This window comes from Cupriavidus sp. 05N38 (assembly GCF_056397345.1).
In genome coordinates, this window is record NZ_JBFTNF010000040.1 from 1 (window position 1) to 16377 (window position 16377).

Genomic DNA, 16377 nt, shown 5'->3' on the forward strand with positions numbered 1-16377 from the left:
TTGAACCAGAGCGTCCACAGTGGCTTGCAGTTCGCTTCGTGTGTCCATGATGTTGCTCCGCGCAGGTGACATGAGAACAAGCATTAGCTCGCAAATGCAATTGTGCAAGCGAGCCCGGGGCCCGTGGCCGGTGCTTTGGTGGCCGCCCGAACGCTTCGCGCAGCTTTCCCTTCGCCCGCGCCAGCCCGTCGGGCGGGCATTCGATCGAATTCGCGCCCAGATTCAGGCGAACGATGGCAAGCTGCTCCGATGGCCATTCAATCCGCGACAGAGGATTTCTGTACAGACTGATCGCCTTGAATTGGTCGGCGCGGCGACCATAAAGGCAGATGTCTTCGAGCAGATTCTTGAAAAGCCCCTAGCCCGATTTTGGGGGAACAACATGCGGTGGATGCCCATCTCTCACGACAGCTTTTTGTTGTATTTTCAATACATCCAAAGCGAGGCCGCCTGGCACATATAGGACGACAGTGATTGCCATCACGTGCCGCAAGATGCACAAAAGTTTGGTGCAAGTATTACATGGTGCACATTACGCGGAAAGCGGTGGAATCGCTTGCATGTTTTTGTTGCGAGCAGCTCATTCCATTGGCGTTACGGCCACAGCTATGCCCCTAGCAGATCCGCTAATCGCACATTTCCAAGAGCGCCTTCTTCGGGCATCTGGCTTGTGCCGTGTAAAGTAGTTGCGCACGCAATCGGGCAGAACTCATGGTTTCCGCAGAACGGCGATTGACACGGACTGCGGGGCGGAAAGACGGGGTAGAAGGACAATGTTTTCAGAGCAGGTTGGAGAGATGTTTGCGGCACTGGCGGAATTAACACCGCCTCAAATTGAAGACTTGCGGGCGATGATGGATACGCTGAACGGTGAGGGTATTCGCAATACAGGTCAGCCTCTGGCCGACCGTTACGACGGCGGCACGCGTGTTGGGAACAGTGACGTTCTGGGCCAGCAACAGCGGATGTTTTACCGCGATAGCGACAAATCCTTGAACGCTGACAGAGGGGCACCAAGTTTTCGGCTCAGTAAGGCCAGCATGTTCGTTGGCACCGATTCTCTCCCGTGCGATCTTAGCGGAACGACCTACGTGCTTCCGGCGGCCAACATGGAGACCTGCGGAGTCGTTTCCGCGCTCAACGCTCGCGATTCCGTTGACAAGCCTCTGGACGCCAACGCTGCCACTGTAGCTGTGCATGCGGTACTGGCTGGCGGCGACGCACACGAAGTGCATGGCCAATCGCTTGAGGCAGCGGATGCCTCTTCAATCGAGCCGGAAGAAACAGGGCTGACCCACTGCCAAGGCGCGGTTGTCGCAACCGATCATTGACGGTCTGACGGTCAAAGCGACGATCCAGCCAAGTCAACCACCGGTCGACCGCGTCGCGTAGGTCTTCCAACACGATAGGCCCTTCGCGCAGTGACTCGATCCAATCGACGAACTCATATTCACTGTGTTCGTCCCTGGCCTCCAGATACCTCTCGATCCCGCCCATGTCCTCGGGTGGACATGGCCCGAAACCCGCCACGCAACGGGGCAGCCGAGCAGGATGTTGCCGCAGCATACGCCGCTCCATCCGTATCTCGTGGCGCCACCACGCGTTGAAGTCATACACGTAGACGAAGCCTTCGTGTTCGCGGAGATGAAACGCGGTCAGCGGCAGTTCGTTATCCACGGTGCAGAACTGCAAGACGCCCTCATGAACTTCGCCGTAACGCCGGCCACGAATACTGAACGTGTGCAGATGTTCGTCGGCCCAGCCCATGACGACCTGGATGACATTGTGCAATTGCCCGAGCGTCAAGTGCTCGGGAACGAGGACGCGTCGCCAAACCGACGGGCTGAGGCCGCGCAGAGCAATGCGAAGTTGAAGGAGGGAGGTCGCCGGCCCGGGATCGGAAGCCATGCGCGTATTTTAGGTGCCTCATTGGCCTCTCGGCGGTGGTCCGGTCGCTCGCCCCCGTTTTGGCGCGGTCTCCTACCGGGAGGCCGGCGGCGGCGCCGTGGATCCGCGCACCACCAGCTCGGGGCGCAGTTCGATGACGACACTGGCCGTCAGCGGCTTGGCGATCCGGCGCAGTAGCAGCTCGGCGGCCTGTTCGCCCATGTCATGCACGGGTATCCGGATGGTCGTGAGCGGCGGCGTCAGCGCGTCGACGAATGGCATGTCATTGTGGCCGACGATGGATACGTCTTCCGGGCAGCGGATGCCGCGTTCGCGCAAATAGTCGTAGCAACCCATGGCAACGAGGTCATTGCCCGCGGCGATGGCGGTCAGGCAAGGCAGGGCCTCGAAGAGTTGCGCGCAGGCCTTGCGACCCGCTTCACGCGCGTAGCTGTCAGCCTCGACGACCGCATGTTCACCGCGACGCAGCCGATGGCGCTTGACCGCGTGCAGGAAGCCCTCGCGGCGCGACTCCCCGGTCGAGGTACTGGCCGGGCCGGCAATATGCCCGATGCAGCGATGTCCCAACGACACCAGATGGTCGACCGTCAACCCCATGGCCAGCGCACTGTCACTGACCACGCACGACGCCCTGCCCGTGTGTTCGCCGCGATTCACCATCACCACGGGGATGCCGACCTTCACGCAGTAGTCGAGCAACGGATCGTCTCGCTCGGCGGTCGCGAGAATCAGCCCTTCCACCTGCCGGGCCAACATCTGTTCGACGACAAAGCGCTGGCGGGCACGCTCAATGCCCGCATTCACGACAATCGGCACATAGCCCATCCTGGCAAGCACCGACTCGATTCCCGCCAGAATCGGCGGAAACACCGGGTTGGCGATATCGGGCAGGATTACGCCAACCAGCCCTGAGCGTTGCGTACGTAGCCCCGCCGCAATGCGGTTGGGACGAAAACCGCGTGCCTCGGCCAGCTTGAGGATGCGCGTGGCGACCTCCTCGGCCACAAGGTGGCGCGTCGCGGGGTTCATCACGCGCGATACCGTGGAATAGTGCACATTGACCTCTGCGGCGAGGTCTTTGATGGTCACGCGTTTGCGCTCGGACATGGGACGGCGGAAGCCAGGCTGGATCGTTGAGATGCGCCATTCTAGCGTCTGCCGCGCTGGCGCCCGTCACTCTCCGGCGCGCACCCCCGATTGCTTGACCACTGGCGCCAGCTTGACGATCTCAGCCTGGATATAGCTGGCAAATTCCTGAGGCGTGCTGGATCGGGGCTCCGCGCCTTGCGCAGCTAGGCGCTCGCGCACGTCGGGGGCGGCCAGCGCCTTGCCGATCTCGGCATTGAGGGCGCTGACAATCTCCTTCGGGGTCGAGGCCGGCGCCAGGATGCCAAACCAGGAGTCGAATGCATACCCGGGAAGCCCCGATTCCGCCACGGCGGGGATGTCGGGGAGCGCAGCGGCACGCTTCGGCGTGGTCACGGCCAGCGCACGGAGCCTGCCCTGTTTGACGAATGGCATCGCCGATACGGTAGGCGCGAACATCATGTCGCCACGCCCGGCCATCACATCGGTCAGTGCCTCGCCGGTGCCCTTGTACGGAATGTGCATGATGTCGATGCCCGCCTGAATCTTGAACATCTCGCCGCTCAGGTGCGTGGAACTGCCCGAACCGGCCGAGTCAAAGTTCATCGCGCCCGGCTTGGCCTTCGCCGCCGCGACAATGTCGCGGACCGACTTGTACGGACTGGCGGCATTGACCACCAGCACATTCGGGACCGAGGCCACCAGCGATACCGGGGCGAAGTCCTTCAACGTGTCGTAGCCCAGCTTCGGATACAACGTGGCATTGATCGCATGCCCCACCGAGACCAGGATCAGGGTGTAGCCATCGGGCGCGGACTTGGCAACCGTGGTGGCGCCCAGCGTACCGCCGGCGCCCGGCCGGTTGTCGACCACGACCTGCCAATGGCCGCTCTCGCCCATCTTGGTGCCAATGATCCGCGCCAGGATGTCGGTGGCGCTTCCCGCGGAAAATGGCACGACCAGCCGAATCGGCTTGGCCGGATACTGGGGCTGCGCGCTAGCGAGCGTCGGCATGGCGGCGGCCAGCGCCAGCGCCAAAGCCGCAAGGCGACGGAAAACACGGGGCCGGAAAGCAACGGGGCGGAAAAACAGTCGAATCATGATGGTCTCCTCGCAACAATGTCCTGTCCGGGCGTCAGAAGAAGTGCCGCATGCCGAACGCGATCGCTTGCGGATCGGCGCTGGCCTTGACGCCAAGCTCGTTGATGGCAAAGTCGTAGGTCGCGTTTTTCTTGTTGTTGATGTGGCTGAAATACGCGTAGAGCGCCGTGCGCCTGGACGTCTTCTTTCGCATCTGGGGTCTCCTCCTGTTTCTATGGATGGTGTGCAAACGTTTGCAAAGGCAAACAAAAAACACTACGGTGCTGCCCGCGCGGGATACGGCATCGCCAGCAGCAGCATGGCCGGCAGGTTGAATGGATTGGTGACCTGGCGGGCCTCTCCCGGCGCGAGCCTTACCGAATCGAACCGCCCTAGGGTGACGCTCTCGGACGGGGTCCGGATGCAGACCTCGCCTTCCAGGACGACGTAGTGCTTTTCGACTGGCGACGCATCGAGCGAGGTATGRCCGCCTGGCAGGATGACGGATACGCCCATCCACAAGGCATCCGAAGGGCCCGCCTCATGCCCCTGGAGACGCAGGCACTGCATGCCCTCGTGGTTGGCCGGGTAGTAGGCCGGCGCCTGCGCAAATCGTGTCGTATTCATGGCGTCAGCACCACGCGCTCGGTGGCGCCTTGCAGCACGGCGCGATAGGCGTCCTTGGCATCGGCCAGCGCATACGTATAGTCCGGCAACACGGGGAACGGCTTGAGCTTGCCGGTGGCGAACATCGGAGCCAGCGCGTCGAGAATCCCGGCACAGGCCTGGCTGTCCATCGCCAGGGTGTCCACGCCCACGTAAGTGTGCTGCCCCCGGTAGAACGCGAAGATATCGAACGGCACCGGCTTCTCGATGGTCGAAATGAAGATCTGCGTGGCGCCGATTGCCATGGACAGGTTGGCCTGTTCGAAGTAGGGACTGCCCACCGTGTTGTAGACGATGTCGGCGCCATGGCCACCGGTTTCGTCGCGGACCACGTCGGAAATGGTCTCGCGGCTGGAGTCGATCATGCGCACCGGGCCGCTGGCGTGGCCACGATACGGCCCCGCCTTACGCTCCACGGCGAAGACGCGCGCGCCAAGCGCGGTGGCGATCTGGATCGTCGCCTGCCCGACTTTGCCGTTGCCACCGCCGACCAGCACCACGTCACCCGCCTTGGGCATGCCAGCACGCCGCAGCCCTTCGTATGCCGTAATGAATGGCACGCCCACCGCACCGGCTTCCATCAGCGACAGCGTTTCCGGCTTGGCACGCACGGCGTCAATGCCGATGCGCAGGTACTTGCCATGCGTGCCATCCCGACGGATGCCGAGCTCGCCGCCGCTTCCCCAGACCTGCTGGCCGATCCATTGGCTCGGTCCGTCGATGACGACGCCCGCATAGTCGCGTCCCGGCGTGCGCGGCCAGATCGCGTGCGGCATCAGGCCAAGCGTGGCCTTCACATCGCTGGGATTGACGCCCGCGCTGGCCACTTCGACGATGCACTGGCCGATGCCAGCCTCCGGTCGCGGCATCCCGACCAGCGACAGTTCGAGCGCATCGATGGTCGGAGCTTTCTGGTGAACCTGAATGGTGTTCATGATGAATGGGATAACAAGAAACGTGGAGGATTTGGGACTTCTGGAACGGTCAGGCTTCGCGCAGGCCCAACTGCACACGCGCGTCGGACGCGGAAGCGATCTCGCCGCCAAGCGACTTGACGATGTCACGGGCCTTGGCCACGAGCGCTGCGTTGCTAGGCGCCAGAACGCCCTTCTCGAGATAGATGTTGTCTTCGAGACCGACACGCACGTGACCGCCGGCCAGCCACGCCTGCGCGACGATCGGGAATTCGGCGCGACCAATGCCGAATGCCGACCATCGCGCGCCTGGTGGCAGCATGCTGCGGGCATAAAAGATCGTCTCCGGCGTGGCGGCAAAGCCGTACTTCACGCCCAGCACGAAAGTCCAGAGCCCGGGACCATCGAGCACGCCATCACGTATGAAGTCGAGTGCCAGATTCAGATCGCCAGAGTCGAAGATCTCCAGCTCGGGCATGACCCCTGCCCGGCGGATCACTTCTGCCATCTTGCGTACGTTTGCCGGCGTGTTGATCACCACATCCGCACCCGAGTTCATGGTGTTGAGATCCAGCGAGCAGACATCGGGACGCAAGGCCGCAATATGCGCGACGCGCTTGAGCGGATGCAACAGCGTCGTGCCAGGCGCGGCCACGCGCGGTTCGTTCTCGTCGGGCACGAAGCGTCCGCCCGGCCCTGTGGTGAGATTGATGATCAGGCTGCGATTGCGGGCGCGAATCCGGTCGATGACGTCGGCATAGTAGTCGAGCTCCATCGATGGCCGCCCAGTCTTCGGGTCGCGCACGTGAATATGCGCAGCCGCAGCGCCGGCCTCGGCGGCCTCGAGCGCGGCGTCGGCGATCTGGGCCGGCGTCACTGGCAAGCCGGGGTGCTGCTCGGGTGTCACGATATTGCCGGTCACCGCGCAGGTAATGATGGTCTTTCTTGCGTGCATGGACAATTCGAAAAATAAGGGCTTGAGGAATAGTCAGCCGAGCTGGCGGCCGCCGTCGACAACAATGGTGGTGCCCGTGGCGAACCGCAGCGACGTGGCACATGCAGCGATGGCATCCGCCACGTCTTGCGCATGGCCGATGCGGCGCAGCGGCGTGGTTTTGGCGGCCCGGTCATTGAACGTGCTGTCGCGGCCGGGTACAAAGGCCGTATCGACCACGCCCGGAGAAACATTGAGGACGCGAATCTCGGGGGCCAGCGCCCGGCCCAGCGACATCGCCATCACGTCGAGGCCGGCCTTGGCGGCACAATACGCAACGTTGCTGCCCTGCCCCGTGCGGCCCGCAATCGAGCCAACATTGACGACCAGGCCGTCGCCCCCGGCTCGCAATGCCGGCGCGAAGGCACGAATCGCCGCGAACTGGCCCCGCCAGTTGACTGCGAACAGTTCGTCGATCAGGGTGTCGTCGAGGGCGTCGAGATCGCCGTGTGGAATGGCGCGTGTGAATCCTGACGTATTGACGAGAATGTCCACGCGGCCATAGTGGTGCTGCACATCGGCAGCCAGCTCCCGAAGCGAAGCGCTATCGGCCACCTCGGCATACGCGGCCATATGGTTGCCGGCAGGCAGGCCCTCGACCGTTTTCGCGGTGCGATCGGCATTGCGACCGGTCAGCACCACGCTGGCGCCCAGATTGGCCAGCGCGCGGCCTGTGGCAAAGCCGATACCGCCGGCTCCGCCAATGATCACGGCAACCTTGCCGGAGAGTGTAGTAATGGTCATGGTGTGGCGCAGTGAATAGGTGGACAGCCTTGTGTATCAGTCGATCAGTCGATCAGTCCATCAGCCGATCGGAGGTGTTGGAAACGTCTGCTCGCCGGGTTCGAGAGTGAAGTCGAACTGCAGCGTGTAGTACGGCGCGGGCAGGTCGCCCCAGGGGCTCAGCCCCGTGTCCACAAGCTGGAACGCGCCGACGAGTTGGCGATGCACACCGAACGTGACATCGGTCTCCAGGATGTCGGAGTCGTCGGCAAAGACCTGCGTCACGAGCGTGCGATATCCCGGTGCGGCAACGATGAAATGGATGTGCGCGGGCCGATACGGATGCCGGTGCTGGGCGGCAAGCAACGTGCCGACCGGGCCATCGGTGGGAACCGGATAGCCGGCGGGACGCACCGTACGGAAGTGATAGTTGCCGTCGGCATCCGCGTGAAACATGCCACGCAGGTTACGGTCGGGTTGGCGCGGGTCCTGGTTGTCATACAGGCCGACTGGCGACGCCTGCCAGACTTGCACCATCGCACCAGGCAACACCGAGCCGTCCGTGGCACGCACCGTGCCGCTGACGAACAATGGCAAGCCGGGAGAGTCGTCTTGCACCACGCAGTCACCGCACTGGTAGCGCGGCGCATTGGCGCGATAGAACGGTCCCAGCAACGCGCCGGGCGTGCGGCCACCCTGCGTGCTGTTGTTGATCGTCGTGACCAGCGTCGACAGGCCGAGTACGTCGGCGGCCAGCACGACTTCATTGTTGGTGGCGTGCGTCGCGTGCCCCAGCGCGGCGATGAACGCCAGGCCTCGCTCGAATTCCTCGTCGGTGGGCCTGACCTCGCGGAGGAAGGCGTGCAAATGCGATACCAGCGCGGCCATCACGGTCCGCAGGCGATCGTCCTCCGTCCTTGCCATTGCCTGCACGACGACCTCGGTCACCGACGCCTCCCCTTCGATCAGGGCAAGCGCACTGACCGGCTTGGGCGCCGGCTTGGCGTGTTTCGTCTCCATAACCATCTCCTTCTTTTGCAAACGTTTGCATTATGATCGGTTCCGCGCGAATGGCAAGCACGGAAGCGGAGACGGAAAGTGGCTGAATATCTACTTGCGCGTGGAAAACACCGCGAAATCAAGGCGCCGACGATGGCATCCGGTCAAACCCTAGCCATGGCTGGGAACGGATTCAGGCCTCAGCGTGGCAAACCTCTCCGAGGTTGTGCCCGTTCGGGCCAATGACGAAGGCGGCATAGCAATTCGCGCGATAGACCACGGCGACCTGCTGGCGACTCTCGGCCGTGAAGGCCAGATGCAGGTGCGCCGGTTTCTCGTCGGCATGCCGCCGACTCATAGATTCTTGCTTAAATCGTAGTTATACGGATCCGTCGTGAATCGCTGCGATTGCTGGGCGCTCAGCGTCTGGCTGGCACAGCCAAACACGCCAAGCGTCAGTACGCAAAGGATCGCTGCGGCGAGCTTTCTTAACATGATTCCCCCTCAGCCAAAGAATGCCCCTGCGGGCGAGGTTGAATTTTTATCTTAGTGTCTTATTCAGGTTCCAGCCGAAAATTTCGAGGCTAATGTGCCATATTGCGCACACGACATTTGACATTATCTTTTTCGATTTTAAAGCCCGGCATTGTTTGCAGGCTGCCTTCTCCGCTGTCAGAAAATAGTGCTGGCTGTCTCACATCAGTTCTCGCAAGAAGACCTTGTACAGATGAGGGAGAGTGATCGAACAGTCGTGCGATCTGACAAAGCGTGTGGCCATTGCGCCGCCCCGCCCACATTATTGCCATCAGAAGGGAACATTACAGACTCTGCATTCTTCGCGCATCAGGGCAGCGAAACAGTTCGAACCCGAGCGACGCAACCGAAAACTAAGCGGACGATCCGGTAAGTCCGTGGATGCTTGGGCAGCCAGGAAAAGGGCGAATTCGTAGAAGATCGTATGCCAATGAACACGGAGAAATCAGGATGCACAAAGAAGTCATGTTTGAGTCGGATGAACTGCAACTCACGGGGGCCTTGCATTTGCCCGCCGATCTCGCCGATGGCGAACGTCGCCCTGCCATCGCAGTCTTGCATGGATTCGGCAGCAACAAGGATGACGGCATGGTGAAATTGGCCACAAACCTGTTTTCGTTGCTCGGCTATGTGGTCTTACGCTTTGACATGCGTGGCTGTGGCACGAGCGACGGCGAACGTGGCAAGGTACTGTGTGAGGATCAAGTCTGCGATACGCTCAACGCTGTCAGTTATTTGCAGAGCCTGCCCGAAGTGGACCCGGCGAAAATTGCCGTGATGGGGCACAGTTTCGGGGCTGCTGTTGCCGTCCATGCAGCCGGCGTGGATCCTCGTATTGGCGCTTGCATATCATCAGCCGGTTGGGGCGACGGGGCGGCAAAACTCCGCCAGCAACATGCTGGTCCGGGTGCCTGGGAGCGCTTCGAGGCAATGGTGCAAAAGGGCCGTGCGCAGTTGGCTCTTGGCCATTCGATGCAGGTCTCGCGCTTCGATATCGTGCCAATTCCTCCGGAGATGCGTAGCAATCTGCCTGCTGGGAGTTTTATGGAATTCCCGTTCGAAGTGGTAGAAAGCATGCTGCGCTTCCAGCCAAATGCCGTGGTTGGCAACATCGCTCCGCGTCCGCTCCTCCTTTTGCACCCTGCGGATGATTCAGTTACCCCCACGGATCAGTCGATCGGCTTGTTCCGCAACGCAAAGATGCCGACGGAGTTGCATCTGCTGTCGGAAATCGATCACTTCATTTTCTCCGATGACAACCGTGCGGCGCTGAATCTTGTCACGGAATGGCTGCACAAATTCTTCCCGGCTCGCAGCATGCGTTCGGAGGCGGCATGACTGCGCGCCCACCAAGCTTGACCAGCGGCACTGATCTACAAGCCCTTGCCAAAGCGCTGCTAGTCTCCGCCGGCCTTGAGGGGTCGGCTGCGGCCCTCGTGGCAGAAGGCCTGGTATGGGCTGACATGCGTGGTGCGCCAGGACATGGCGTATCTCGCATCCCGCAGTACATTGCGTGGTTGACCTCCGGCGAGATGAATGGTCAGGCGCATCCGCGTGTCGGGCTCGATTTGCCCGCCTTGATGGTCGTCGAAGGCGATCGCTGCGCCGGCGCGCTGGGCATGCGCTTCGCCGCCGGGCGAGCGATGTCCGGCGCAAGGCAAAGCGGTGCCAGTCTGGTGCTCCTGCGGGAGACGACGCATACCGGCGCTCTTGGGTTTCACACAGCGCATGTGGCCGGCGCAGGAATGTTCGCCATGGCGATGGCCGCGTCGGCACCACTCATGGCGTACCATGGCGCCGCTGTGGCAGGCGTCTCGACAGCGCCAGTGTCAATGGCGAGCCCGGGACTGGACTCGCCAATCGTGTTCGACATGGCGTCGGGTGCCATTGCTTTCGGCAAGCTGATGCAGGCACGTGCTAGCGGGCAAGCGCTTGAGCCGGGCTGGGCAATCGACGCCATGGGCAATCCGACCACCGACCCGCACAAGGCAACGACCCCGCTGCCACTTGGCGGCCCGAAGGGTTCCGGCTTGGCGCTGATGGCGGAGATCGCGTGCAGCCTCCTGACCGCCCACCCCATCCTGGCGCCGGCGCTGCAGGCCGGAACCGCCGCGCGTGGCCACACGCAAAACGCGTGGATGCTCGTTGTGGACATCGCCCAGGTGGTCGACCCAGCCGTGTTTCATGCGCAGCTAGCCGATCTGACAACTGCCATCCACGATCTCCCCGCTTCTGCCGAGGGGCCTCCACGGCTGCCTGGAGAGCGCGGCCATGCCGCTGCAAAGGAGCGCAGCGTCAACGGGATTGCGCTGGCGCCGGCGACCGCAGACGCGCTCCGGAACCTCGCCCGCCAGGCAGGTATCTGCACTCCCTGGGTATAGCAATGCGCGCCGTGAGGCTGACAAAGCACAAAACAACATCTCCCTTGACGATATCGCGGGTCTGACATAATCTCGCTGCAAACGTTTGCACCAAAAAGGGGGGCTCGTGGTGGGCGCACAAGCAATTTGTGCGCTTCGTGTCTACGGTTTGTCCGCCTGCCCTCTTGGCGGTTTGAGGAGACACTTGAATGGAAAAAGACCGTCAGATACGGATCGTCCACGGCGGCTTTGGTCGTGCCACCCTGCATCGCATCTCGGGACCGTTGGTCGCCCATGCCCATGCGGAATTTCATCTGATCTTCAAGATCGGTGGCACGGACGCACATTTCAAAATTGACAATCAACCAGCAACGCTTACCGACAACTGCGCCCTTCTAATCAACCCTTGGGAGACCCACGCGAAGAGTTCGAAGGAAGGACCGCCTTCCCTATTGCTGGCTTTGCTGCTGGACCCGGAATGGCTTGGCCGGACGCTCGGCGTGGACAATCCAGCCATCGCGCTACGATTCCGTGACACGCAGGTACGAATGGATGCAGATACCATCGCGTCGCTGATGATGCTTGGTACGTACCTGGCCCGCGATTTGACTGACGACGCAAGAATCGGGGCGTTCGACTGCGAGGTTGCCATCGCGGAGCTGGCGCGCAAAGTGTCCGCCGATCATCTCCAGCGGAGGTCAATGACCGAAGTGCTGGCAAACACGAGGCCACTGGACTATCGGATAAAGCGTGCGACCGAATTCATTCGGAGCCACGCGAGCGAGAATCCTAATGTTGATATGGTCGCCAGCGCCGTGGGCATGTCCCGCAGCCGGCTCTTCCACCAGTTCAAGGCTTGCATGGGCATCTCGCCTCAACAGTATCTCGATTGGATCCGCATAGGCATCGCCACGCAGCTACTGGCAGAGAGGCACGCCACCATCGGTGACGTCGCTCATCAACTCGGATTCAGCGCGCAAGGGCATTTTACGCGCTTCTTCGTCCAACACCTGGGACTCAGCCCTTCGGAGTTCCGCCGCACCGGCATACCAGGCAGTGCGGCGGCGGACTGAGGCATACGCCCGGCACGCACTGCGCTCAGCCGCGTAGAGAACGTGACAGCTTTTCCTGGATCGCGGCATCGAAGATAGCCTTTGGCAGCATGCCGTGCACGGTCTTCGCAGGAATCGAAGTGTAGTTGCTGTTCGTTTGGTTCGAATACTGCGTGATGCGGAAATTCGAGGTGATGCTGGCAAGCGAATAGACATCTTGTCGATCCATGCCGGTCGCGGCGCTTACCCAGTCAAGCATCTGCCGCAGGCTCGCGACCAGCGCCTCATCGAGGTTCTTGCCGAAGCCAAGGATGATCCAGTGACTGGGCGTCTCCGCCATTGGCAGCGCCAGGGGCCGTTGCTTGTGCAGGATGTACTGGATCTGCATGTCTTCCATCGCTGTTTCGATGGCGGTCTGATTCACCACGCCGTCGCCTTGCGCAGCATGCGAATCGCCAGTCCAGACCATCGCACCTGGCCGCTGGACGGGCAGGAACAGTGACGTCCCTTCGACCAGTTCCCGCAATACCAGATTACCGCCGTACGGGCCGCTGAGAATGCCACTGACCGGCTCGTCGCCCGCCGGTTGCACGGCCATCACGCCTTGGAACGGCGCGAGCTTGATGCGGATGCCCGGCGCGAACTCGGTGTATTGACGGTTCTCTTCGAACTTGAAATAGCGCAGGTACGGCTTGGAAAAATCGCTCGGCAGCGCGCCGACGCCTTTGGGCGCCGAGTTCCAACCCCAGCCAATTGGACGCAACTTGACCATCCGGCACTCCACCACATCGCCGGGCATCGCCCCACGCACTTCAACTGGTCCGATGTTCGAGTACGGTCCCTGCGGAAATCGCTTGCGCACAGGTTCTCGATCCTCGTAGCTCATGCCATACTCTGCCCCGTTTGCCCAGTTGACCCATGTATTGGGATACTTCACAAGATCGCCCGAATCGATGCTGGCGATGGGCGCGGCTTTTGGGTCGAGAATGCCGACGCGCACGGTTTCGTTGGCGGACTCGATCCGGTGGGTCTTGCCGGGCCGGATCACGGGCAGGGCATTGGTACCTGGCGCAGCAGGCGGCACGCTCCGCCCTGCCGTCGCCTGAGCTCCCGCTTCCAGCGCAGCGGCACCGAGTCCAAGCGCGCCGGCTGCCTTGAGCCAGTGTCTCCTGTCGATCTTCATGGTTTTGATTTCCTTTCATTGAGCCATCCGGGCATCCGGGCATCAGCTCGGTGCTGGACGGCGATGTGCAACAAATTAGAGAAGCTGCGCCAAGTACTGCGCAACCGCGACAATTTCCTCGTCGGTCATCAGCGGCACCAGCAGGCTCATTAGCTTGCCCGGCCCGCCGCGCGTGCCCGACTTCCATGCGTGCAGTTGCTTCACCACGTAGTCTGGCTGCTGGCCTGCAATACGCGGAAAGTCGGGCGCGATACCCTCTCCGTTGGGCCGGTGGCACGAAACACAAGCCGGCAGTCCACTGGCGGGATTGCCCTTCCAGTAGATTGCCTTGCCGGCCTCGACCAGTTGCGGCCGGGCGGCCTGGCCGTGCGCCGGCGGCTGCTGGCTGAAATAGCGCGCCACCTCGCGCATCTGCGCGTCGCTCATGTTCTGGACCACTGCAGCCATGGTGGCGTCCTGACGTAGCGCCGGCCCGTTGGCGCCACCCTTGAACTGCCGCAGTTGCTTGAACAGATAGTCCTCGTTCTGGCCAGCCAGACTCGGATAGCCTTTCCCGGTGCTCTGGCCAGTGATGCCATGGCACGCGGCACATACCTGCTCGACCACGAGCCGCGCGGGTGACGCGTCGCTCGATTCCGACGCCGCTTGAGCGAGCGACGGCAAGGCCAGCGCGCACAACGCCAGCGTGCAGGCAATCAGCCGCCGGCGAACCATGGGAAGTTTCACGTCTGAGCTCCTCGCAACAGGGTCGTCGCCCTGTCTAGTTCAGATATCCACCGGTCTTGGCTACGATCTGATGCGCGCGCTGCGTCTCGCGCGTCAGTCGCGTAGTCAGCCCGGCCACGCCGGCCTGACTGAAGGCGGTGTCGACGCTCAAGCCTTCCATCTTTGCGCGGATAGCAGGATCGTTCATGATCGCGCGAATCTCGGACCGCAGGGTATCCACCACCGGTGCCGGCGTGCCCTTGGGGCAAAATACGCCATACCAGACTGTGATGTCGTAGCCGGGAATACTCTCTGCTACTGTCGGCACCCCTGGCAACGTCTTGAGACGACTCGCGGCACCCACGGCCAACATCTTCAGCTTGCCCGATTTCACATGCGGAATGTACTCAAGCAGAGGGCCCGTCGCCAGGTCAATGTGACCAGCGATCATGTCGTTGATCGTCGGGCCACTGCCCTTGTAGGGAATATTGGTAATGTCGACCCCGGCCATCGTCTTGATCATTTCGAGCGGATAGCTGGCCGGGCCGCCGTAGTTGATCTTGCCGGGGTTGGCCTTGGCGTAGGCAATCAACTCAGGGACAGACTTGTAAGGCGTGTTTGGATTCGTGACGAGCACCAGCGGTGATTCGCCCAGCGGCGCGACAGGCAGCACGTCGCGCGTCACGTCATACGGAAGCTTTCGATAGAACGCCGCATTGACAGCATGAATGCTGTTCAGAATGCCAATGGTGTGGCCGTCTGGCGCAGCGCGTACCAGCGCTTCCGCACCAATGTTGCCACTCGCACCTGGCCTGTTTTCCACGACGACAGGTTGTCCCAGCGTGGTCGACAGGCGCTGTGCCACCGTCCTGGCCAGTACGTCATTGATGCCGCCCGGCGGAAACGGCACGATGAAGACCATGGGCTTCGACGGCTTCCAGTTGGCCTGTGCGCTGGGGTCAGCCGATGCCGCACTGGCGGCGCCAGCCCACGTCCCGGCGATCGCCGCCGACAGTGTCGCGATCACCGCAGCAACGACGGCGACACGCTTGGTTTTCTTCATGGGTGCGGTGCGAAATGTTGAAGACGTTCGACTTGGCATTGACTCTTATCTCCTCGTGAATCTCTGTACGTGGGCGGCTGCGTTTGCCCGATTCGTACTCTACTGATTCGAGCAGAAGTCGCTTCCCAATTTGGGGAGCCGTTTACCAAAACGTCCTCCGTTCTGCGGCTCCGATACATCCGCCGGCCACTGCCGCATGCCGCATGGACAGGTTCTTACCGGATGGTCCGAGAACTTGCAGGCGGATCGCTGGTGACGCCGGCCGTCATGCAATATGGACGCCCATCGATAAGGGGAGGAAACGTAATGCTTCACACCGAGAAAAAAGATGTGGTCTCCATCGGCCACGGCCCAAACCATGTTATCGCCCTGCATGGGTGGTTCGGTCATGCACGAGGCTGGGGGCCCCTGGTAGATGTACTCGACGTCGAGCGATTCACCTACGCCTTCATCGACTACAGAGGCTATGGGACCCGGCAGAACATGTTGGGCAGGTTTGACTTGCAGGAGATCGCCACGGACGTGTTGAACTTGGGCGACGAGCTGGGTTGGCATCGCTTTTCGCTGATCGGTCATTCCATGGGAGGCAAGGCCATGCAAGGCGTCGCCTTGCTGGCCCCCACCCGGGTCCAAGCTATGGTTGGCATTGCTCCGGTGCCGCCGACACCGACACCGTTCGACGCGCCGACACGCGCCCTGTTCGAGCGCGCCGCGAACGAACTGGAAGCACGAGCCGCTGTCCTCAACCATTCGACCGGCGATCGTCTGAGCCGATACTGGGTGGACAGGATGGCCCGCGCTTCAACGCGGCATGCCGATGTCAACGCCTTTGCCGCTTATTTCCGGGCCTGGGCGGACACCGATCTCTCTGCAGACATTGCGGGCACCAGCATCCCAACGCTGTTGCTGGTGGGTGAGCATGACCCGTCGCTGACCACTGATGTCATGGCACAGACGTACGGGAAGGCGTTTCGCGATCTGACCATCGATGTCATACAAAACGCCGGACACTATCCGATGGATGAAGCCCCAGTGGACCTTGCTACGCGGATCGAGCGATTCCTGATCCAGCGCCACGGCCTGTAACTGACGCAATATGTCACGTGCCCC

16 protein-coding genes and 2 pseudogenes are annotated in these 16377 nt (G+C 61.9%); 6 read left to right on the plus strand and 12 right to left on the minus strand.

Going from position 1 to position 16377, the window contains the following annotated elements; genetic code table 11:
• Window positions 1-70 precede the first annotated feature (70 nt).
• Window positions 71-463 carry a hypothetical protein gene (locus AC1DK4_RS25830; RefSeq protein ID WP_441621633.1) on the plus strand — a complete coding sequence of 131 codons (393 nt, stop codon included), beginning with the start codon at window positions 71-73 and terminating at the stop codon, window positions 461-463.
• 310 nt (window positions 464-773) lie between these two features.
• Window positions 774-1331 carry a hypothetical protein gene (locus AC1DK4_RS25835; protein WP_441621726.1) on the plus strand — a complete coding sequence of 186 codons (558 nt, stop codon included), beginning with the start codon at window positions 774-776 and terminating at the stop codon, window positions 1329-1331.
• A gap of 157 nt (window positions 1332-1488) precedes the next feature.
• Here the strand turns inward: AC1DK4_RS25835 and AC1DK4_RS25840 are convergent.
• The 9 genes and pseudogenes from AC1DK4_RS25840 to AC1DK4_RS25880 all read right to left on the minus strand — a co-directional run.
• A pseudogene (locus AC1DK4_RS25840) lies at window positions 1489-1908 on the minus strand (plasmid pRiA4b ORF-3 family protein); the annotation flags it as partial.
• Window positions 1909-1980: 72 nt separating this feature from the next.
• Complete coding sequence (locus tag AC1DK4_RS25845) at window positions 1981-3015, minus strand: LacI family DNA-binding transcriptional regulator (RefSeq protein WP_441621635.1); 1035 nt, start codon at window positions 3013-3015, stop codon at window positions 1981-1983.
• A 66-nt stretch (window positions 3016-3081) separates the two neighbouring features.
• Entirely contained in the window at window positions 3082-4008 is a 927-nt protein-coding gene (locus AC1DK4_RS25850; protein ID WP_441621718.1) for a tripartite tricarboxylate transporter substrate binding protein, read from the minus strand.
• A gap of 121 nt (window positions 4009-4129) precedes the next feature.
• Window positions 4130-4273, minus strand: a pseudogene (locus AC1DK4_RS25855) (porin); the annotation flags it as partial.
• A 77-nt stretch (window positions 4274-4350) separates the two neighbouring features.
• On the minus strand, window positions 4351-4701 hold the full coding sequence (locus AC1DK4_RS25860) for a cupin domain-containing protein (RefSeq protein ID WP_441621637.1): 351 nt from the start codon (window positions 4699-4701) through the stop codon (window positions 4351-4353).
• Complete coding sequence (locus AC1DK4_RS25865; protein ID WP_441621638.1) at window positions 4698-5675, minus strand: quinone oxidoreductase family protein; 978 nt, start codon at window positions 5673-5675, stop codon at window positions 4698-4700. Before AC1DK4_RS25865 ends, AC1DK4_RS25860 begins: the two co-directional genes overlap by 4 nt.
• 49 nt (window positions 5676-5724) lie before the next feature.
• A complete protein-coding gene (locus tag AC1DK4_RS25870) occupies window positions 5725-6609 on the minus strand; it encodes a beta-keto acid cleavage family enzyme (protein ID WP_441643521.1) in 885 nt (294 codons plus the stop codon).
• Between the two features lie 33 nt (window positions 6610-6642).
• Window positions 6643-7392 (minus strand): SDR family NAD(P)-dependent oxidoreductase, encoded by a 750-nt coding sequence (locus AC1DK4_RS25875; RefSeq protein ID WP_441621642.1) that lies wholly within the window; start codon window positions 7390-7392, stop codon window positions 6643-6645.
• Window positions 7393-7452: 60 nt separating this feature from the next.
• Window positions 7453-8391 (minus strand): dioxygenase family protein, encoded by a 939-nt coding sequence (locus AC1DK4_RS25880; protein ID WP_441621643.1) that lies wholly within the window; start codon window positions 8389-8391, stop codon window positions 7453-7455.
• A gap of 963 nt (window positions 8392-9354) precedes the next feature.
• Here AC1DK4_RS25880 and AC1DK4_RS25885 point away from each other — a divergent pair.
• From AC1DK4_RS25885 to AC1DK4_RS25895, 3 genes are all read left to right on the plus strand, one after another.
• On the plus strand, window positions 9355-10242 hold the full coding sequence (locus AC1DK4_RS25885) for an alpha/beta hydrolase (RefSeq protein ID WP_441621645.1): 888 nt from the start codon (window positions 9355-9357) through the stop codon (window positions 10240-10242).
• On the plus strand, window positions 10239-11285 hold the full coding sequence (locus AC1DK4_RS25890) for an Ldh family oxidoreductase (protein ID WP_441621647.1): 1047 nt from the start codon (window positions 10239-10241) through the stop codon (window positions 11283-11285). The genes AC1DK4_RS25885 and AC1DK4_RS25890 overlap by 4 nt, the downstream gene beginning before the upstream one ends.
• A gap of 188 nt (window positions 11286-11473) precedes the next feature.
• Window positions 11474-12337 carry a helix-turn-helix transcriptional regulator gene (locus tag AC1DK4_RS25895; protein WP_441621649.1) on the plus strand — a complete coding sequence of 288 codons (864 nt, stop codon included), beginning with the start codon at window positions 11474-11476 and terminating at the stop codon, window positions 12335-12337.
• A gap of 25 nt (window positions 12338-12362) precedes the next feature.
• Here AC1DK4_RS25895 and AC1DK4_RS25900 read toward each other — a convergent pair whose 3' ends face one another.
• The 3 genes from AC1DK4_RS25900 to AC1DK4_RS25910 all read right to left on the minus strand — a co-directional run bounded on the left by AC1DK4_RS25900 (window position 12363) and on the right by AC1DK4_RS25910 (window position 15267).
• Window positions 12363-13499, minus strand: coding sequence for an acetamidase/formamidase family protein (locus AC1DK4_RS25900; protein WP_441621651.1), 1137 nt, complete (start codon window positions 13497-13499; stop codon window positions 12363-12365).
• A 75-nt stretch (window positions 13500-13574) separates the two neighbouring features.
• The gene (locus AC1DK4_RS25905) at window positions 13575-14225 is read right to left on the minus strand and encodes a c-type cytochrome (RefSeq protein ID WP_441621653.1); all 651 of its coding nucleotides are present in this window, start codon (window positions 14223-14225) and stop codon (window positions 13575-13577) included.
• 34 nt (window positions 14226-14259) lie between these two features.
• Complete coding sequence (locus AC1DK4_RS25910; RefSeq protein ID WP_441621655.1) at window positions 14260-15267, minus strand: Bug family tripartite tricarboxylate transporter substrate binding protein; 1008 nt, start codon at window positions 15265-15267, stop codon at window positions 14260-14262.
• Window positions 15268-15573: 306 nt separating this feature from the next.
• Between AC1DK4_RS25910 and AC1DK4_RS25915 the strand changes: the two genes are divergently transcribed.
• Complete coding sequence (locus tag AC1DK4_RS25915) at window positions 15574-16353, plus strand: alpha/beta fold hydrolase (protein ID WP_441621657.1); 780 nt, start codon at window positions 15574-15576, stop codon at window positions 16351-16353.
• Window positions 16354-16377: the final 24 nt, after the last annotated feature.